Origin of the sequence: Pseudomonas sp. GCM10022186, from assembly GCF_042656385.1 — a bacterium.
In the GTDB taxonomy this organism is placed as follows: Bacteria; Pseudomonadota; Gammaproteobacteria; order Pseudomonadales; family Pseudomonadaceae; genus Metapseudomonas.
This window is the reverse complement of sequence record NZ_JBHSOU010000061.1, coordinates 28089-47872: the sequence shown is the minus strand read 5'-3', so window position 1 is coordinate 47872 and position 19784 is coordinate 28089. Positions and strand designations below refer to the sequence as shown.

General features: G+C 65.9%; 15 protein-coding genes. 8 read left to right on the top strand and 7 right to left on the bottom strand.

Features of this window, described 5'->3' with window-relative positions:
• Positions 1–97 precede the first annotated feature (97 nt).
• Positions 98–1078: a GlxA family transcriptional regulator gene (locus ACFPU0_RS20955; RefSeq protein WP_377695204.1), complete on the bottom strand. Its 981-nt coding sequence runs from the start codon at positions 1076–1078 to the stop codon at positions 98–100.
• Positions 1079–1183: 105 nt separating this feature from the next.
• Between ACFPU0_RS20955 and ACFPU0_RS20950 the strand changes: the two genes are divergently transcribed.
• Entirely contained in the window at positions 1184–1741 is a 558-nt protein-coding gene (locus ACFPU0_RS20950; protein WP_377695203.1) for a cysteine hydrolase family protein, read from the top strand.
• Between the two features lie 104 nt (positions 1742–1845).
• Entirely contained in the window at positions 1846–2631 is a 786-nt protein-coding gene (gene hisN / locus ACFPU0_RS20945) for a histidinol-phosphatase (RefSeq protein ID WP_377695202.1), read from the top strand.
• Positions 2632–2828: 197 nt separating this feature from the next.
• On the opposite strand, the gene ACFPU0_RS20940 is transcribed toward hisN, so the two are convergent.
• The 6 genes from ACFPU0_RS20940 to csiR all read right to left on the bottom strand — a co-directional run bounded on the left by ACFPU0_RS20940 (position 2829) and on the right by csiR (position 11499).
• Complete coding sequence (locus ACFPU0_RS20940; protein WP_377695201.1) at positions 2829–3785, bottom strand: helix-turn-helix domain-containing protein; 957 nt, start codon at positions 3783–3785, stop codon at positions 2829–2831.
• Positions 3786–3883: 98 nt separating this feature from the next.
• The gene (locus tag ACFPU0_RS20935; protein ID WP_377695200.1) at positions 3884–5968 is read right to left on the bottom strand and encodes a hydantoinase/oxoprolinase family protein; all 2085 of its coding nucleotides are present in this window, start codon (positions 5966–5968) and stop codon (positions 3884–3886) included.
• A 13-nt stretch (positions 5969–5981) separates the two neighbouring features.
• Complete coding sequence (locus ACFPU0_RS20930; protein ID WP_377695199.1) at positions 5982–7727, bottom strand: hydantoinase B/oxoprolinase family protein; 1746 nt, start codon at positions 7725–7727, stop codon at positions 5982–5984.
• A gap of 316 nt (positions 7728–8043) precedes the next feature.
• Positions 8044–9219: a hypothetical protein gene (locus ACFPU0_RS20925; protein WP_377695198.1), complete on the bottom strand. Its 1176-nt coding sequence runs from the start codon at positions 9217–9219 to the stop codon at positions 8044–8046.
• 68 nt (positions 9220–9287) lie between these two features.
• On the bottom strand, positions 9288–10625 hold the full coding sequence (locus ACFPU0_RS20920; protein ID WP_377695197.1) for a purine-cytosine permease family protein: 1338 nt from the start codon (positions 10623–10625) through the stop codon (positions 9288–9290).
• 172 nt (positions 10626–10797) lie between these two features.
• Complete coding sequence (gene csiR, locus ACFPU0_RS20915) at positions 10798–11499, bottom strand: DNA-binding transcriptional regulator CsiR (RefSeq protein WP_377695195.1); 702 nt, start codon at positions 11497–11499, stop codon at positions 10798–10800.
• Positions 11500–11681: 182 nt separating this feature from the next.
• Between csiR and glaH the strand changes: the two genes are divergently transcribed.
• The 6 genes from glaH to ACFPU0_RS20885 all read left to right on the top strand — a co-directional run bounded on the left by glaH (position 11682) and on the right by ACFPU0_RS20885 (position 19775).
• The gene (gene glaH, locus ACFPU0_RS20910; RefSeq protein ID WP_377695194.1) at positions 11682–12659 is read left to right on the top strand and encodes a glutarate dioxygenase GlaH; all 978 of its coding nucleotides are present in this window, start codon (positions 11682–11684) and stop codon (positions 12657–12659) included.
• A gap of 149 nt (positions 12660–12808) precedes the next feature.
• A complete protein-coding gene (lhgO, locus tag ACFPU0_RS20905) occupies positions 12809–14059 on the top strand; it encodes an L-2-hydroxyglutarate oxidase (protein ID WP_377695193.1) in 1251 nt (416 codons plus the stop codon).
• 38 nt (positions 14060–14097) lie between these two features.
• On the top strand, positions 14098–15546 hold the full coding sequence (gabD, locus tag ACFPU0_RS20900; protein ID WP_377695192.1) for an NADP-dependent succinate-semialdehyde dehydrogenase: 1449 nt from the start codon (positions 14098–14100) through the stop codon (positions 15544–15546).
• An 83-nt stretch (positions 15547–15629) separates the two neighbouring features.
• Positions 15630–16907 (top strand): 4-aminobutyrate--2-oxoglutarate transaminase, encoded by a 1278-nt coding sequence (gabT, locus tag ACFPU0_RS20895; RefSeq protein ID WP_377695191.1) that lies wholly within the window; start codon positions 15630–15632, stop codon positions 16905–16907.
• Between the two features lie 144 nt (positions 16908–17051).
• Complete coding sequence (gene gabP / locus ACFPU0_RS20890; RefSeq protein WP_377695190.1) at positions 17052–18446, top strand: GABA permease; 1395 nt, start codon at positions 17052–17054, stop codon at positions 18444–18446.
• A gap of 408 nt (positions 18447–18854) precedes the next feature.
• Positions 18855–19775 (top strand): diguanylate cyclase domain-containing protein, encoded by a 921-nt coding sequence (locus ACFPU0_RS20885; protein WP_377695189.1) that lies wholly within the window; start codon positions 18855–18857, stop codon positions 19773–19775.
• The last annotated feature ends 9 nt before the right edge of the window (positions 19776–19784 follow it).

Here is a 19784-nt window from a genome sequence, read left to right as displayed (position 1 = left end):
TAATCAGGAAGCACGTAGGAGCGAGCTCTGCTCGCGAAGTGGTCCCGTTCGCGAGCAGAGCTCGCTCCTACGCTGGACATAGCCAATGAATTCGCCCCTACCCCTCTACCTTGCTTCTTCGCCCGAACCGCCGCCGATAGTCCGTGGGCGAGAGCCCGACCATCTTGTTGAACACCTTGCGAAAGGCCGCCGGGTCCTGGTAGCCGACATCCCAGGCGATCTGGTCCACCGTGCGGTTGGTCAGCTCCAGCAGCTCGCGGGCCCTGGCGGCGCGCAGCTGCTGGCAGTATTCGGTGGGGCGCAGGCCGGTGGCCTGCTGGAAGCGGCGCAGGAAGGTGCGTTCGCCCAGCCCGGCACGGGCGGCCATGTCCGGCAGGCTCACGTTGCGGGTGTCCTGGCGTTGCAGCCAGTGCTGGACCTTGAGCACGGCCTCGTCTCCATGGGTGAGGGGCGGGGTGAAGCGGCGGAAGCATTGCTGGGAGTGGCGGGTCAGGTCGAGCGCCAGGAAACGCGCGGTATCGGCGGCGATGGTCGGGCCCAGCAGGCGGTCGACCAGGGTCAGGCCCAGGTCGGTCCAGGCCATCACGCCACCGGCAGTGATGATGTCGCCGTCGTCCAGGACCAGCTTGTCGGCATCCACCTTCACCTCGGGGAAGCGCTCGCCGAGGTCCCTGGCCAGGCTCCAGTGGGTGGTCAGGGCGCGGCCGGCGAGCAGCCCGGTCTGGGCCAGGACGAAGGCCCCGGCGCATACCGAACTCAGGGTGACGCCTGCCGCGTGCTGGAGGCTGAGCCAGTTGGCGAAGGGCTCCAGGACCTCGGCCGGAGGCAGGGTGCCAAGGCAAGGTGGCACCACCACCACGGTCGGGCGGCTGTCGCCCTGCGGCTGGCTGTCGAGGGTGCAGCGGATTTCGCCGTCTTCGCCCGCCGCCCAATGGCGTACCCGCAGGAGCGGCAGGTTGGCGTCGGCGTGCTCGGCGGCAATGCGATTGGCCACCGCAAAAAGGTCGGACAGACCGTAGACCGCCGCCAGCTGAGCACCGGGATAGAGCAGCAGGCCAACCTCCAGCATGGTCTTCATTGTCAGTTTTTCCTGCGAATTTGTCGGTCGCGCCGATCCTCAACCGGCGCGCGGAGGTTCATTTTTGGCTCCAGGTCTCCCCCTCCACAACCCAAGGTGAACATCATGAGCAAGCAAGCCGTTATCGTAGTCGACATCCAGAACGACTATTTCCCGGGTGGACTCTGGACCCTGCATGGCGTACAGGCCGCTGCGGACAACGCCGCGCGGGTCATCGACGGCGCCCGCAAGGCAGGTGACCTGGTGGTGCACATCCGCCACGAATTCACCAGCCAGGAGGCGCCTTTCTTCAGGCCCGGCTCCGAGGGCGCGCAGATCCACCCGAAAGTGCAGAACACCCCCGACGAGCAGGTGGTGCTGAAGAACTTCGTCAACGCCTTCCGCGAGACCGACCTCAAGGCCGTGCTCGACCGCAACGGCGTGGAAAAGGTGACCATTGTCGGCAACATGAGCCATATGTGCGTCGATGGCATCACCCGGGCGGCGGCGGACTACGGTTACCAGGCCACCGTGATCCACGATGCCTGTGCCACGCGGGACCTGGAGTTCAATGGCAAGGTCGTCCCCGCCGAGCAGGTCCACGCCGCCTTCATGGCCGCCCTGGGCTTCGCCTATGCCAAGGTGGTGTCCACGGACGAATACCTCCAGCAGCAGGGGCGCTAGGTCCTGGCGACATCCCGCGAAGGGCGCTTCGCCGGCAACCTTGGTGTACCAGGCGCCTGACCTATGCTGGAATTCTGCTGATACGCCTGTGAACCGGAGCCCCCATGAACGAGCAAACCCTCCCACCCGATTACCTGGAATTCGCCGAAGAGCTGGCTGATGCGGCCGCTCGGGTGACCCTGACCTACTTCCGCCTGCCCCTGGAGGTGGAGAACAAGGAGGCGGAGCGCTTCGACCCCGTGACCCTGGCGGACAAGGGCGCCGAGCGCGCCATGCGCGCGCTGATCGGCGAGCGCTATCCCGGCCACGGTGTGCTCGGCGAGGAAGAGGAGAACATCAAGGGCGAGGAAGCCTGGACCTGGGTGCTGGACCCGGTGGACGGTACCCGTTCCTTCATCAGCGGCATCCCCCTCTGGGGCACCCTGATCGCCCTCAACGATGGCACCCGCCCGATCCTGGGCGTGATGGACCAGCCCTTCACCCGCGAGCGTTTCATCGGCGATGGTGCCAGCGCCTCACTCAACGGCCGGCCGATCCAGACCCGCGCCTGCGGCAAGCTCTCCGACGCCACCCTGATGGTCACCAGTCCCGAGCACTTCCAACAGCCGCGCTACAGCGACCTGTTCGAGAAACTGTCGAGCGAGGCGCGGCTGGTGCGCTACAGCGGCGATTGCTACGCCTACTGCATGCTGGCCCTGGGGCTGGTGGACGTGGTACTCGATCCGGGCCTCAAGCCCTACGACATCCAGGCGCTGATGCCGATCATCCAGGGCGCCGGCGGCGTGGTCACCCGCTGGGACGGCGGCGACGCGCAACATGGCGGTGATGTGATCGCCTGTGGCGATCCGCGGCTGCATGCCCAGTTGCTGGAGCTGCTGCGCGCGGGCTGATCCGCGGCGCCATCGGGTCCACCGGGGCAGCCCTGCGGGCTGCATCGCGATTGAAATCGCCCCCACAGAAGAGCGGAACCGCGCCAGGGCATGCACTTCTTGTGGGGGCGAATTCATTCGCCAAGGGCTGCGCAGCAGCCCCTGTCGGTTAGTAGTCTGATCGAAAAGCGCTGCGCGGATTCGTCCTGGAGAGTCGCTCAGTGCGCGCGGGCGCCGCGGACTTCGCGGGCGGTACAGCCGTAGTGCTGGCGGAAGGCGCGGGTGAACTGCGCCTGGTCGCTGAAGCCCCAGCGGAAGGCCAGTTCGCCGATGGACAGATGGCAGTGCGGGTCGCGCAGCTGGCGGTGCACGGCCTCCAGGCGCTGCTGGCGTACCCACTCGCCGAGGGTGTAGGGCGTGGCGGCGAAGAGCTTGTGCAGGTAGCGCAACGACAGGCCACAGGCGCTGGCGATGGATTGTGGCGAGAGGTCCGGATCGGCCAGGTGCTGTTCCACGTAACGCTCGACCCGTTGCAGATGCAGGGCACTGAGACTGGAGCTTTCGCTGCTGAGCACGCGTTCGTCCTGCTGCAGCACCAGCAGCAGGGTGGACAGGGCCTGTTCCAGAAGCAGGTGGCGGGCGGCGGGCGGGCAGTCGTCGAAGTTGGCCGCGCAAAGCCCCAGTTGTTCGATGAAGACTCGCCCCAGGCCGCGTTCGGCACCGAAGCAGAAGCGGGTGTAACGCTCGGGACCGCGCAAGTGGCCTTGCAGGGCGCGCTCGGGCAGCTTGAGCACCCAGAGGTCGTTCTCGCTGCCGTAGTGGAAGCGGTAGGGCGCGTCGCCGCGTTCGACGATGAAGCCGCCCGGTGAGCAGCTCAGCTGTCGGCCCTCCTGCTCGAAATGCACCTCGGCCTGGCGGGGTACGGTGACGAGGTAGAAGGCTTCGTTGTCCTGGCCGACCTGGGCCCTGCTGCGCGAATAGCCCAGGGTGGTGGAGCGCAGTCGCGAGAGGCTGACGGGGCTGGTGGGAGTGTTCCAGACCTGGAGGCGGCCATCGAAGGGTTTGCCGGCTTCGAACTCCAGCGACAGCGGAAAGTAGGTCGCGCTGATCGCCTCGGCCCAGCGTACCTGGCGCTCATGCTGCGACCAGCCGTCGGTCGACAACTCATGGGGCATGGCGTGTCCTCGTGCTTATTGCTCTTGTGAGGACAGCGCGGCAGGTCGAGCCTGCCGCGCTGTGTATCGGCCAATGATCGGTGTGATTCAGGGCCGCATCAAGCGCAGCACGTCACCCGGTAGGTGGCCGATGGCTCGAGAGTCGCCTGCCAGCCCGGCGGCACCACGATGTTGGTGGTGTCCTCCTCGATCACGCTGGGGCCTTGCACCCTTTGGCCGGGCAACAGGCGGTTGCCGTTGAACACCGCAGTGGACTGCCATTGCCCGTCGGCACTGAACAGCATGGGGCGCAGGCTGTCCGGAACCGGCGCCGGAGGGTTGGCCGGGCCTTGCAGTTCGGGCTGCGGTGGGCGCGGCAGGTGGCCGATCACCGAGCATTCCAGGTTGACCAGTTCCACCGGGCTGCTGCGCTCGCTATAGGAGTAGAGCGTCTGGTGGCGGGCATGGAAGGCCTCGCACAGGGCGGCCAGGCCCGCCTCGTCGAGCTGGTGTGCTTCCAGTTCCACGCTGCATTCGTGGATCTGCCCGAGGTAGCGCATTTCCAGGGTGTAGTGGCAGCTGCTGGCCTCGTCGCCGAAGCCGTCGTCGCGCAGGTTGCCGAGGCCTTGCTGGCGCAGGTCGGCCAGTGCGCGGTTGAGCCGGCCCAGGTCCACGTGCCCGGCGTCCAGGCGCATGGGCAGGGTGGTCAGTTGGTCGTAACGCACATCGGAGAGAATCTGGCCGAAGGCGCACAAGCCGGAGGCGACTTTCGGGATCAGCACCGTATGGATGCCGATTTCCTCGGCCAGGCGCACCACGTGCATGCCCGCCGCGCCGCCGGCGCCGATCAGGGCGAAGTCGCGCGGGTCGTGGCCGCGCTCGATGGAGACCCGGCGGATGCCGTTGACCATGTTCAGGTTGACCAGGGTGGTGATGCCGAAGGCTGCGCGTTCGATGCTGATGCCCAGCGGATCGGCGATCTTCTGCCGGATGGCGTCCAGCGCCGCCTGGCGGTTGAGGCGGATGCTGCCGCCGAGCAGGGCGCCATCCGGGAGGTAGCCCAGGGCCAGGTTGGCGTCGGTCACGGTGGGTTCGCTGCCGCCCTTGCCGTAGCACACCGGGCCCGGCTTGGCGCCGGCGCTGCGCGGGCCGACCTGGAGCATGCCGAATTCGTCGAGGTGGGCGATGGAGCCGCCGCCGGCGCCCAGGGTCTCCACCTGGATCATCGGTACGCCGATGCGCTGGCGGAGGAAGTCGACGTCCTTGCTGAAGTTGGTGCGCCCGGCGTTGGTCAGGGTGATGTCGAAGGAGGTGCCGCCCATGTCGACAGTGATCACGTTGTCGATGCCGAAGGGCCGCGCCACCGAAAGGCCCGCCTGGGGAGCGGAGGCTGGACCGGAGTTGATGGCATTCACGGCGCGGTCACGCATTACATTGCCCGGCGCCAGGCCGCCGTTGGACTGGAAGTAGCGCACCGGTTGCTGGGCGCCGAGCTCCTCGAACAGGGCGTCGATGCGCTCCACGTAACGGCCCATCACCGGGCTCAGGTAGGCGTTGACCACAGTGGTGGAGGTGCGGGTGTACTCGCGGATCTGCGGGAAGACCTCACAGCCGGTGCAGACGAACACGCCCGGCAGCGCGGCGCGCACCAGTTCGGCGGCGCGCTTTTCATGGCTCGGGTTGCGCACCGACCAGACGAAGGAAATGGCCACGGCCTCGACGCCCTCGGCGCGGAAGTAGTCGATGGCCTCGCCGATGGCGCGCTCGTCCAGCGGGCTGTGCTCGCGGCCGTCGCTGAGGATGCGCCCGCCGATGGGACGGCGCAGGTGGCGCGGCACCAGCATGTGCGCCGGCGGGTAATGGGCGTCGTAGCGGTGGCCTTCCTCCTTGTGGCCGAGGCGGATTTCCAGGCTGTCCTCGTGGCCGTCGGTGCAGAGCAGGCCGACCTTGACGCCGGTACGCTCGATCAGCGCGTTGAGGGCGACCGTGGTGCCGTTGATGCACAGGTCGCAGTTGGCAATGATGTCCGCCGGCGTGCGGCCGGTGGCGTCGGCGATCTGCGCGAGGCCGGCGCGGATGGCCAGGGTGCCGTCCTGCGGGGTGGAGGGCGCCTTGAACAGCTGCACGGAGCCGTCGCGGTCGGCCAGGATGAAGTCGGTGAAGGTGCCGCCGGCGTCGATGCCCAGGCGAAATTGGTTACGCATGTCGAATCTCCGGTCAGAACTGGCCGCGGGCGGCGCGGGTGGCGGTTTCGTCGAGGTGGCCGTTGGCGTCGAGGATCACGCCGTATTCCAGGGCCGCGCCACTGGGCGAGACCAGGCCGTTGCGCAGGTCGTCCAGCACGGCGGCCACCGGGCGGCGCAGCGGGTCGCCGTAGCCGCCGCCACCCGGGTTGATATTGATGATCCGCTCGCCGGGACGAACGGTGAGCATGGGGTTGCGGGTGTAGTGGACTTCCTCGCCGTTGGCCTGTCGGTGGATCAGCCGGCCGAGCTTGGGCTCGATCAGCGCGTTGCGCGCGCCGGCCGCGCCGGCCGTCGGCAGTTGCCGGCCTTCACCGAAGCCGACCATGGTCATGTCGTGGTCCAGGGGCTCGATCTCCAGGCGCGTACCGGAGCCGCCGCGGAATTCGCCGGCACCACCGCTGTCGGTCATCAGGCTGTAGCGGTGGATCAGCACCGGATAGGCGTGCTCCAGCAGCTCGATGTCGCCGCTCATCAGCGCGCCGAAGCAGCACAGCGGCCCGCAGGCGTGCCAGCCATCCATCACCTTGTTGGCGCCGGCACCGGAGATGATCGAGGCCAGGACCATGGTCACGTACTCGCTGTTCTCGTTGCGCGGGTCGCGGCCGGCGATGTTGATGCCGCTGGTATGGCCCCAGGAGGCGGTGACGCGCTGCGGCGAAGCCTGCTCCAGGGCCAGGCGCACGGCGTCGGCGAGGGTTTCCATCGGCGTGGTGGTGCAGTTGACGTGAGGCGCCGGCTCCTGGGCATTGCACAGGGTGCCGCGCGGCCCGACGTCGACGCTGACGCAGCGGTACAGCCCTTCGTTGTAGGGCGGCGCGACCTGGGCGAACATCATCAGCCCGAGGTAGACGCCGGACACCGAGTTGCCCTCGTAGGAGTTGATGAAATAGGGCACCTGCGGCGGGCTTTCGATGCGCACATGGGCCTGGTCGCCACGGATTTCCACATGGGCGGTGATGGCCAGTTCGCCCAGGCCGTGACCGGAGTCTTCGAGCACGGCGGTGCCGCTGTAGTGGCCGTCCGGCACGTCGCGCAGCAGGGCGCGCATATGGCGGTCGGCCATGTTCTTCAGTTCGGCGATGCAGGCGCGGACCTGCTCTACGCCGTACTTGTCCAGCAGATCCAGCAGGTGCCGCTCGCCGACGCTGCAGGCGCCGTACTGGGCGTTCAGGTCGCCTTCCTGGTAGGGGCGGGCGCGCATGTTGGTGAGCATCAGGTTGATCACGTCCTCGCGGCGCTTGCCGCCAGCCCACAGCTTGACCGGCGGGATGCGCAGGCCTTCGGCGTAGATCTCCCTGGCGTCCGGGTTGTAGCCGGCCGGCACCGGGCCGCCGATGTCGGTGAGGTGGCCCTTGCAGACGGTCCAGAACACCAGTTCGCCCTTGTAGAACACCGGCTTGTACATGCAGCAGTCGAGGATGTGGCTGCCCTTGTAGGCCGGGTCGTTGTGATAGATCACGTCGCCTTCGGCGATGTCGTCGCCGAAGAACTCGGCCACGCACTTCATGGCGGGAATCAGCGAACCCAGGTGGATCGGAATGTCCTGGCCTTGCAGGATCATCTCCGGAAGGTGGTCGAACAGGGAGTTGGAGTAATCGTGGGCGAGGTTGAAGACACTGGAGCGACCAGTCTTCTCCAGAGTCAGGGTCATCTCGCGCTGCGCGGTTTCCAGCGCGCCTCGCACGACCGCCAGGGTGATCGGGTCTACTGTTTTCATGGGGCACCAACGCTTGTTTTTATGTTTCGGGTGAGGGCCGCCGGCGGCGGCCCGTGGTGCATACGCTAAGGCGGGGGCGGGGTGGCTGGCTTGTCGCTGGGTGTACCCCTTGTTGCGTTTTGGCGCACTGGGACTTGTGGGGGCGAATTCATTCGCCAAGGGCAGTGCAGCCGCCCCCATCGGGTTTGCAGGGGCGGACCTGCGGCCCGCATCGCGATTGAAATCGCCCCCACAGGAAAACGCGGCGCTGAAGTCAAGCCGATCCTTGTAGGGGCGAATTCATTCGCCAAGGGCAGCGCAGCTGACCCCGGGTGCCTCAGAAGTAGTACCCGATATTGCTGTACAGCTGGTTCTCCCACTGGTCCGTACCGCCCGCGCCCAGGCTCTGGGTGTAGCTGCTGCCGCCGATGTACGGGTCGTTCTTGCCGTGCAGCCATTCCAGGGCGATCCACAATGGGCCGAAGCTGAAGGAGCTGCCGGCGATGAAGCGCTGGGAATCCTGGAAGTCCCGCTCGTCCTTGTCGAACAGGCTGTAGTTCGCATACAGCTTGATGCCCGACAGCCAGCCGTAGCGTCCCGGCACGCTGTAGCTGAGGTCCGCCACGTAGAGGTTGCCCTTGGCGGCGACGTTGAAGGTGCCGTCGAAGCTGCCGAAGCTCACCAGGCGGTCATCGCCGGGGTTTTCCGGGGTCATCCGCTGCCTTGCCGCCTGGACCTGGAAGCCCCAGGGTCCGAGCTGCGCGGTGGCGTGCAGGGCGGCGGCGTAGCGATGGCCGTCACGGTCGGTGTCCTGGTTCTCCAGCGTCGAGGCCAGCAAGGAGGCACCCACCTCGCCGCTCCAGCCGTCGGCCTGGTAGGCCCGCGCCAGGCGGCCGACGAGGATGTCCTGCTCGTGGTTGTCGCTGCCGTCCACCACGTAGTCGTCGGCCGTCGCGACGCTGGTGCCATAGGTGCGCCCGCCCCGGCTGGTGCCGCGACCCTGCTCGGCGGGTATCGGGTAATACGCCGCCTGCAGGTCCCAGTCGCCCTGCTTGGCGAGGTACTTGAAGCCTATGTCCTGGGTGTCCTCCAGGCCGATCACGTTGCCCAGGGTCTCGAAGAAGGTGCTGCCGAAATAGGGCGCCAGGCCGAAGGGCACGGCAGTCTGGCCCACCTGCAGCTGCTGCTCCGGGGTGAACCTGTAGCCGATCCAGGCGTACTCGGCGAAGGCGATGTCGCCCACCTTGTCGGTGTATTCGTAAGGGTAGGCGTCGCCGTAGAAGCGGTACTTGGCGGCGGCGATCCAGGTGTCGGAGTGGTAGTCCGCCGTCAGGAACAGGGTGTCGAAGCTGAACTTGGAAATGTCCCGGTCGGGGTCATGGTCCAGGCGCCCGCGAATGGCGCCGCCGAGGTCCAGGTCATCGGTGATTTCCACGGCATGGGCCGGCTGCGCAATGCCGATGGCGAGCAGTGTTGCAAGAATCGAGGTAAGCCGAGTGTGTTGCAGGTTCATTGACCGCTCCGGTGTTTCTTGTTGTGGGTGGTGCAGTAGCGTGGCCGCGCGCTGGCGGCCACGGGGTATCAGCTCGGATCGCCCTGGGGCTGGGCGCGGCGGAAGAGGAAGGGCACGGCGAGGTAGCCGAGGAAGGCCACCAGGAAGGCGGCCGGCGCCGAGCTGGTGGCCAGCTCGCTATTGTCGCTGCTGTGCAGGGCGATGCCGGCGGCCGCCGAGACGAGCCAGGCGAGCAGGCCCCTGGCGCGGAAGGCCGGCAGGCCATCGAGGCGGTATTGCGTGGTGGGCGAGACGAGTATGTGCGCCAGGGTGATCGCCACCCAGCCGACGATGAAGATGCTCTGGTACGCCAGGGCCTCGAGGATGTAGCTGAACACGTCGAACAGCATCAGCAGGTAGACCGCCGTTCCGGTCAGCAGCGCCCAGGCCAGGTAGGGCACGCGCGCCAGGCCCAGGTGGGTGAAGAAGGCCTGCATGTTGGTGGCGGCGAGGAAGAAATTGCCGGTATTGATGCGCGTCTGGCTGATCCAGACGAAGAGCAGGCCGGCCAGGCCCATCAGCTTGATGATCGCCAGCACCACCGACACTTCGGAAAGGCTGCCGTCAGTGGGGATGGTGGCGGCCAGGAAGATCCCCACCAGGCCGTTGAGCAGGAAGGCCACGGCATAGAAGGGCATGCCGAAGTTGAAATGGGCGTGGTAGCGGCTGTCTTTGCGTCGGCCGAAGCGGGCGTAGTCCCAGGTGTACATCATCAGCACCCACACCCCCATGAAGTAGGTGAAGCAGTTCCACCAGCCGTGCGCGACCGGCCCGGATTCGGGTGCCATGTCCAGCCAGGCGGAGGAGTAGCCATATTCGGCGATGGCCATTGCCACTGCCGCCGCCAGGCCGAGCAGGTAGAAGGGCAGCAGCACGCCGTTGAGCTTGTCGAGCCAGCGCATGGCATTGCCGAAGATCAGCAGCACGCTGTAGCAGACCACCAGCAGGAAAGCGCCGTGCAAGCCGATGGCGGGGAAGTAGTGCTGCAACGCCACCGCCATCACCGAACCTTCGAACACGCCGTAGTAGATGGCCGTAGCACTGAAGATCAGCGTGGCGAGCGCCGCCCCGGTCCTGCCGAACAGCACCTGGGAGAACTGCGCCACCGACAGCCCGGTGGCGATGGCGTGGCGAGCGATCAGCGCATTGATCAAGCCGTAGCTGATCACCGACAGCAACAGGCCGATGATGGCGTTCAGCGTGCCGTAGCCGATTGCCAGCGCCGCGGCGACCACCAGGTAGAACATCGCGCTGCAGATGCCCCACCAGGCCATGGTCAACGAACCACGGCCGAGCCGTTGCGAGTCCGGCACCGCGCCTTGGGAATGTTCGGGGGATGAATCGTTGTTCGAGAGTGCACCAGCCATGACCGTACCCTTGTTGTTGTTGGAGTGAGAGTCTCCAAGACGGTAAGGAAAACCGGCCGGTCTGGATTTGCGTTTTGCGTATGAGTTTTTGCGGTTGGGTGTACTGGAGGGGCAGCCCTGTGGGCTGCTTGGCGATTGAAATCGCCCCTACAGGTGGATCACGGCGTCGCGGTCAGCGGGCCGGGATGCCCATCCCCCCGGCGCGCATGATCTCGGCGATGATCGGCACCGGGGTCATCAGGTGGGTGCGCATCATCTCGCTGGCCCGCGCCGCATCGCGGGCGAGGATGGCTTCCACCAGCGCCGCGTGTTCCTGGCGCTTGAGTTCCAGGGCTTCTTCGGAGAACACCGTCTGGGTCAGCCAGAGGTGGCGGTAGCGTTCGGCCTGGTCGAACAGATAGGTGCGCGCCTGCAGCAGGTGCTTCGACCCGCAGCCCGCGGCGATGGCGGTGTGAAAGGCCTTGTGGCGCTGGTCCCAGACGTCCAGGCGCTGTTCGCGGGTCTTCACTTCCATCACCTTGGCCAGGGTGTGGGACTGGGCCAGCACCGAGGCTTCCCAGGCGTCGTCGCCGCGCTCGATGGCGAGGCCAACGATCATCGCCTCGAGATTGGCGCGGGCGTCGTAGATGTCCTTCATCTCTTCCAGCGACATGGGCGCCACCCGGTAGCCTTTCTGGCTGATGGCCACCACCAGCTTCTCCGCCACCAGTTGCGACAGGGCCTCGCGCAGCGGGCCCACGCCCAGGTCGTAGCGTTCCTTCAGGGCGCTCATCAGCAGCTTTTCGCCGGGCTTGAACACGCCGCGGATGATGTCCTGCTTGAGCCACTCATACCCGCTGAAAGCCGAGTTCTGACGAGGGGCGAGTGCTTCCAAGGTGCTGTTCCTCAAAACGTTTTGCCGATCATACCGAAACGTCTTTTCCACGAGAAACAGTGGACAAACGAGCGTTTTATTTTCGTTTTTTAAAAATGTAGACATTTTTGTGTTGTGGCGATATTTTTTACTCGCCCGCCTGATCCGGGCGCTGCCTACCACCCCTTTGCCAGGAAACCGCCATGAACGCCTTTACGAAGATCGAGGACCTTGTGATGCCGATGCCGCTGGAAACCCGCGGGTTCAAAGTCGCGCCCTCCGAGCAGTCGCCGCGCCTGCTCGAGCTGACCTTCGCCCGCGAAACGGTGGAGGCCTTCGTCAAGGCGGTGGGCGAGTGGCCGGTACAGGCGCTGGAATACAAGTCCTTCCTGCGCTTCCGCGTCGGCCAGATCCTCGACGAACTGTGCGAAGGCACCCTGCGCCCGGTGCTGCTGAACACCATCCTCAGCCGCGCCAGCGGCGGCATGCTGATCAAGCCCATCGGCCTGGATGACGTGAGCCAGGCCGAGGACATGGTGAAGTTCACCACCGCCTGCGCCCACCTGATCGGCCGTTCCAACTACGACGCCATGAGCGGCCAGTTCTACGCCCGCTTCGTGGTGGTCAACAGCGACAACTCCGACAGCTACCTGCGTCAGCCGCACCGTGTCATGGAGCTGCACAACGACGGCACCTTCGTGAACCAGATCACCGACTACGTGCTGATGCTGAAGATCGACGAGAAGAACATGGAAGGCGGCAACTCCCTGATCCTGCACCTGGACGACTGGGAGCAGTGCGAGGAGTTCTTCCGCCACCCGCTGGCCCGCCGCGAGATGCGCTGGACCGCGCCGCCGAGCAAGAAGGTCACCGAGGACGTGTTCCACCCGGTGTTCGATACCGACGCCGAAGGCCGCCCGACCATGCGCTACATCGACCAGTTCGTGCAGCCGGAGAACTTCGAGGAAGGCATCTGGCTGAACGCCCTGTCCGAGTCCCTGGAAGGCAGCGCGCAGAAGCTCTCCGTGCCGGTGCCGGTAGGCAGCTTCCTGCTGATCAACAACCTGTTCTGGCTCCACGGCCGCGACCGCTTCATCCCCCACGAGGGCCTGCGTCGCGAGCTGATGCGCCAACGCGGTTACATCAGCTTCCAGAAGCCGCTGTACCAGCGCGGTCAATAATCAATGAAGTGCGGCGGGGGTCTGTCCTCCGCCACACGCAACCGTTGTAGGAGCGAGCTCTGCTCGCGAAAGTCCCGCGCACGGAATTTCGCGAGCAAGCTCGCTCCTATAGACAGATGTCAGCTACGCCAGTGCGCGAGGTAATGGCTGTGTACGATTTCATCATCATCGGCGGCGGTATCGTGGGCATGTCCACGGCCATGCAGCTGATGCAGGTCTACCCGGATGCCAAGGTTCTCCTCCTGGAGAAGGAATCCGGCCCGGCCCGGCACCAGACCGGCCACAACAGCGGCGTGATCCATGCCGGCGTCTACTACACCCCCGGCAGCCTCAAGGCGCGCTTCTGCCTGGAGGGCAACAAGGCCACCAAGGCCTTCTGCAACAAGCACGGCATCCGCTATGACGAGTGCGGCAAGTTGCTGGTGGCCACCAACGAGCTGGAAATGGAGCGCATGAAGGCGCTCTGGGAGCGCACCGCGGCCAACGGCCTGGAGCGCCACTGGCTGTCCGCCGCCGAGCTGCGCGAGCGTGAGCCGAACATCGTCGGCATGGGCGGCATCTTCGTGCCCTCCAGCGGCATCGTCAGCTATGCCGAAGTCACCACCGCCATGGGCCGCGAGTTCCAGGCCGCCGGTGGCGAGATCCGCTTCAGCGCCGAAGTCACCGGCCTCGACGAGCGCGCCGACGAAGTGGTGGTGCGTACCCGCACCGAGGAATTGCGCAGCCGCTACCTCATCACCTGCTCCGGCCTGATGGCCGACCGCGTGGTACGCATGCTCGGCATCGAGCCGAACTTCATCATCTGCCCGTTCCGTGGCGAGTACTACCTGCTGCCCAAGCAGCACAACCAGATCGTCAACCACCTGATCTACCCGATCCCGGACCCGTCCATGCCCTTCCTCGGCGTGCACCTGACCCGGATGATCGACGGCACCGTCACCGTCGGCCCCAACGCCGTGCTGGCGATGAAGCGCGAGGGTTATCGCAAGTCCGATATCTCTCTCTCCGACCTGTTCGAGACCCTGACGTCTCCCGGCATCCTCAAGGTGCTGGCGAAGAACCTGCGCCCCGGCCTGATCGAGATGAAGAACTCCCTGTTCAAGGGCGGCTACCTCAAGGAAGTGCAGAAGTACTGCCCGAGCATCACCAAGGCCGACCTCACCGAATACCCGGCCGGCGTGCGCGCCCAGGCGGTGTCCCGCGAGGGCAAGCTGATCGACGACTTCCTCTTCGTCAACACCCCGCGCAGCGTGAACGTGTGCAATGCGCCGTCGCCGGCCGCCACCTCGGCCATCCCCATCGGCGCCCATATCGTCGACAAGGTCCGCGAACAGATCGCCGCATCCGGCACCAGTTTTCTCAAGCCAGCCACCCATAACAACCAGCGGGCCGCCGGCTGAGCCGTCGTCACCGCCAAGACCCCCAGAGGATGACAAGCGTGCAACTCAACGATTCCACCCTGTTCCGCCAGCAGGCCTATATCGATGGCGCCTGGGTCGATGCCGACAGCGGCCAGACCCTCAAGGTGAACAACCCGGCCACCGGTGAAATCATCGGCAGCGTGCCGAAAATGGGCGCAGCCGAAACCCGCCGCGCCATCGAGGCCGCCGAGCGTGCTCTGCCGGCCTGGCGTGCGCTGACCGCCAAGGACCGTGCCAATCGCCTGCGCCGCTGGTTCGAACTGATGATGCAGAACCAGGAAGACCTGGCCCGCCTGATGACCCTGGAGCAGGGCAAGCCGCTGGTGGAGTCCCGTGGCGAGATCGCCTACGCCGCCTCCTTCCTCGAGTGGTTCGGCGAGGAGGCCAAGCGTGTCTACGGCGACATGATCCCCGGCCACCAGCCGGACAAGCGCCTGATGGTGATCAAGCAGCCCATCGGCGTCACCGCCGCCATCACCCCGTGGAACTTCCCCTCGGCGATGATCACCCGCAAGGCCGGCCCGGCGCTCGCCGCCGGCTGCACCATGGTGCTCAAGCCCGCGTCGCAGACCCCGTATTCCGCCCTGGCCCTGGCCGAACTGGCCGAGCGCGCGGGCATCCCGAAAGGCGTGCTCAGCGTGGTCACCGGCAGTGCCGGCGAAGTCGGCGGCGAGCTGACCAGCAATCCGGTGGTGCGCAAGCTGACCTTCACCGGCTCCACCGAGATCGGCCGCCAGCTGATGGCCGAATGCGCCAAGGACATCAAGAAGGTGTCCCTGGAACTGGGCGGCAACGCGCCCTTCATCGTCTTCGATGACGCGGACCTGGACGCCGCCGTGGAAGGTGCGCTGGTTTCCAAGTACCGCAACAACGGCCAGACCTGCGTCTGCGCCAACCGCCTCTACGTGCAGGACGGCGTGTACGACGCCTTCGTCGACAAGCTGAAGGCCGCCGTAGCCCGCCTGAACATCGGCAATGGCCTGGAGGCCGGTATCACCACCGGCCCGCTGATCGACGCCAAGGCCGTGGCCAAGGTGCAGGAACACATCGAGGACGCCGTGAGCAAGGGTGCCAGGGTCGTAGCCGGCGGCAAGCCGCATGCCCTGGGCGGCACCTTCTTCGAGCCGACCATCCTGGTGGACGTGCCCAAGCACGCCGCCGTGGCCAAGGAAGAGACCTTCGGCCCGCTGGCGCCGCTGTTCCGCTTCAAGGATGAAGACGAAGTCATCGCTTTCTCCAACGACACCGAATACGGCCTGGCCGCCTACTTCTACGCCCGCGACCTGGGCCGCGTGTTCCGCGTGGCCGAGGCCCTGGAGTACGGCATCGTCGGCATCAACACCGGAATCATCTCCAACGAAGTGGCGCCCTTCGGCGGCGTCAAGGCCTCGGGCCTGGGCCGCGAAGGCTCCAAGTACGGCATCGATGACTACCTGGAAATCAAGTACCTCTGCATCGGCGTGTAAGCACGGCGGATCACTCACCTTTCCTGCGCGGGAAGTCGCTGCGGCGGCTGCCTGTGCGGGGCGATTGCAATACCGGAGTAAGCATGAACACCAACCAGAGCCTGCAACAACGCCGCATGGCCGCCATTCCCCGTGGCGTCGGCCAGATCCACCAGATTTTCGCCGAGCGCGCCGAGAACGCCACCGTGTGGGACGTCGAAGGCCGTGAGTACCTGGACTTCGCCGGCGGCATCGCCGTACTGAACACCGGCCACCTGCACCCGAAGGTGATGGCCGCCGTGCAGGAGCAGCTGGCCAAGCTGACCCACACCTGCTTCCACGTGTTCGGCTACGAGCCCTACGTGACCCTGGCCGAGAAGATCAACCAGCTGGTGCCGGGTAGCTTCGAGAAGAAGACCCTGCTGGTCACCACCGGCGCCGAGGCTGTGGAAAACGCCATCAAGATCGCCCGCGCCGCCACCGGCCGCAACGGCGTGATCGCCTTCACCGGCGCCTACCACGGCCGCACCCAGTACACCCTGAGCCTCACCGGCAAGGTGGTGCCGTACTCCGCCGGCATGGGCCTGATGCCGGGCGGCGTCTACCGCGCCCAGTACCCCAACGCCATCCACGGCGTCTCGGTGGATGAGGCCATGGCCAGCCTCGAGCGCATCTTCAAGAACGACGCGGCCCCCAGCGACATCGCCGCGATCATCCTCGAGCCTGTGCAGGGCGAAGGCGGCTTCAACGTCGCGCCGAAGGACTTCATGGCCCGCCTGCGCGAGCTGTGCGACCAGCACGGCATCCTGCTGATCGCCGACGAAGTGCAGACCGGCGCCGGCCGTACCGGCACCTTCTTCGCCATGGAACAGATGGGCGTCGCCGCCGACCTCACCACCTTCGCCAAGTCCATCGCCGGTGGCTTCCCCCTGGCCGGCGTCAGCGGCCGCGCCGAAGTGATGGACGCCGTGGCCCCCGGCGGCCTGGGCGGCACCTACGCCGGCAGCCCGGTGTCCTGCGCCGCCGCCCTGGCGGTGATCGAGGCCTTCGAGAGCGAGAAGCTGCTGGATCGCGCCAAGTCCGTGGGTGAGATCCTTACCGCCGGCCTGCGCAAGATCGGCGAGCGCCACAGCAGCCTGGTGGACGTGCGCAACCTCGGCGCCATGGTCGCCGTGGAGCTGTTCGAGGGCGGCGACCTGAACAAGCCGGCCGCCGAACTCACCGGCAAGATCGTCGCCAAGGCACGCGAGAAGGGCCTGATCCTGCTGTCCTGCGGCACCTACTACAACGTCCTGCGCATCCTGGTACCGCTGACCGTCAGCGATGCCGACCTTGCGCGCGGCCTGGCCATCATCGGCGAGTGCTTCGACGAGCTGGCATAAGTTTAAGAGCGTCACCCTGGTCCCTTGCTCACCCGCACCTGCCCGGATCACCGTCCCGGGCAGGGCGGGATTTTTTCGTCCCGCGAATGGTGATCGCGGATACCGACGATGCCCCACGGGCACGACAAGAACAAAGGTAATGCCATGACAGACAAGAACAACCTGAGTCACGGGTTGAAGTCCCGACACGTGACCATGCTTTCCATCGCCGGCGTGATCGGCGCCGGCCTCTTCGTGGGTTCCGGCCGCGCCATCGCCGAAGCCGGTCCGGCCACCATCCTGGCCTACATCTTCGCCGGCGCGCTGGTGGTGCTGGTGATGCGCATGCTGGCCGAAATGGCCGTCGCCTCGCCGGACACCGGCTCCTTCTCCACCTACGCCGACCGGGCCATCGGCAAATGGGCGGGCTACACCATCGGCTGGCTCTACTGGTGGTTCTGGGTGCTGATCATCCCTATCGAAGCCAACATCGCCGCCACCATCATCAACACCTGGGTACCGCAACTGGATATCTGGGTGCTGTCGCTCGCGATCACCCTGCTGCTCACCGCCACCAACCTGTTCAGCGTGAAGAACTACGGCGAGTTCGAGTTCTGGCTGGCCCTGGTGAAGGTGGCGGCCATCGTCGGCTTCATCATCCTCGGCGCCTGCGCCATCTTCGGCCTGCTGCCCGACTCGGGCGTCAGCGGCGTCTCGCGCCTGTGGGACACCGGCGGCTTCATGCCCAACGGCTTCGGCGCCGTGCTCAGCGCCATGCTGATCACCATGTTCTCCTTCCTCGGTGCCGAAGTGGTGACCATCGCCGCCGCCGAATCCGATGCCGCCGGCAAGCAGATCTCCAGGGCCACCAACTCGGTGATCTGGCGGATCACGCTGTTCTACATCCTGTCGATCTTCATCGTCATCGCCCTGGTGCCCTGGAACGATCCGCGCCTGGCCAGCGATGGCTCCTACGTCACCGTGCTGGAAACCCTTGGCGTGCCCCACGCCAAGGCCATCATCGACTTCGTCGTGCTGACCTCGGTGACCAGCTGCCTGAACTCCTCCCTCTACACCGCCTCGCGCATGCTCTATTCCCTGAGCCGCCGCGGCGATGCACCGGCCTGCGCCCAGGCGACCACCAGCAGCGGCACCCCGATCTATGCCGTGCTGCTCTCCACCGGCGCCGCCTTCCTCACGGTGATCGCCAACTACCTGGTGCCCTCCAAGGTATTCGGCTTCCTCATGGCCAGTTCCGGCGCCATCGCCCTGCTGGTGTACCTGGTCATCGCCATCTCCCAGCTGCGCATGCGCAAGCGCCTGCTGGCCGAAGGCAAGACCCTGAGCTACCGCATGTGGCTGTACCCCTGGCTGACCTGGGGGGTGATCCTCTTCATCAGCAGTGTGCTGGTGCTGATGCTGCTGCGCCCGGACCACCGTGTCGAAGTCGTGTCCACCATGGTGCTGGCCATCCTGGTGGTCTGCTCCGGCCTGCTCATCACCCGCCGCCGGGCGCGGGAAGGGCAGGGTGGGGCGGCGTTGCGCAGGGCGCAGGGCTGAAGCCCCGGGCAACGTCGAGCTCAACGAAAAGACACGCCTTCGGGCGTGTCTTTTTGCTTGTGAGCCTCTCTTCTTGTCGCGGAAACCGAGGGCCGGCTCCCACGCATCGCAACCATAAGGAATGCAGGAAACATATCTACACTAATAGGCTGACCGGGGGCTCGAATCACCAGGAGTCGCCGCCCGGAGGAAAACGAAGGACCAAAGGCTACCGGATAGGCGAGGTCCTGAAGATTTGACTTCAGCTGGCTTCACTTCGGATGCACACTGCATTCGGCTGGGCGAATCACGATGGTGCGGTGACCTGGAGCCGGCCTCGGCGGCAACAAGCAATGCCAGGGCAGAGCCTGGTGCGACCGGGTGGCGAGCCGCAGGGCGAGCAGTAATAACTACGAAAAGGATGTCTCAATGCCCGAGCTACATGCCGAAGCGAACCTGATCCTCATCATTGACGACAGCGCCGATACCATTCGTTTGCTGAGCGGCATGCTCAAGGACCAAGGTCAGATCCTGTTCGCCACCAGCGGCGAGATGGGTATCGAGCTGGCGCAATCACGACAGCCGGCGCTGATCCTGCTGGATGTGGAAATGACCGGCATGAACGGCTACGAGGTCTGTGCCGCGCTCAAGGCCGACCCGGCCACCAGGGACTGCGCCATCATCATCGTTACGGCGCACACCGGTATGGGCAGCGAAATCAGGGCGCTGGAAGCAGGCGCCGTGGACTTCATCACCAAGCCCTTCAATCCACCTGTGGTGCGGGCACGCGTTCAGACCCACCTGCGTCTGCAGCAACAGACGTCCATGATGCGCCAGCTCGCCAACCGCGACGGCTTGACCGGGCTGTACAACCGTCGCTGTTTCGATGAGGTCCTGACGCAGGAATTCGAGCGGCACCGTCGGCAGCACTTGCCATTGGCGCTGGCACTTATCGATATCGACCATTTCAAGGCTTACAACGATCACTATGGTCACCCCCAGGGCGACGTCTGCCTGCAGCGTGTAGCCACAGCCATCGACACTGTCGCTCGTCGACCCGGGGAGCTGGTTGCGCGCTACGGTGGCGAAGAATTCGTCATCATCCTGCCGCACAGCGATGCCCATGGCGCCAGAAAGTACGGGGAGCAGCTCTGTGAGGTGGTACGGAATCTGCAGCTCGCCCATCAGGCGTCCGAGACCGCTGCCATGGTCACCATCAGCGTCGGCGTGGCTTCCCTGGTACCGACTGTGGAGAGCACCACGCTGCAGTTGATCGCCCTGGCCGACCAGGCGCTCTACCAGGCCAAGGTCGCAGGCCGCAACCGTGCCATCGTAAGTACCCGGCCGTGACTCCAGGGC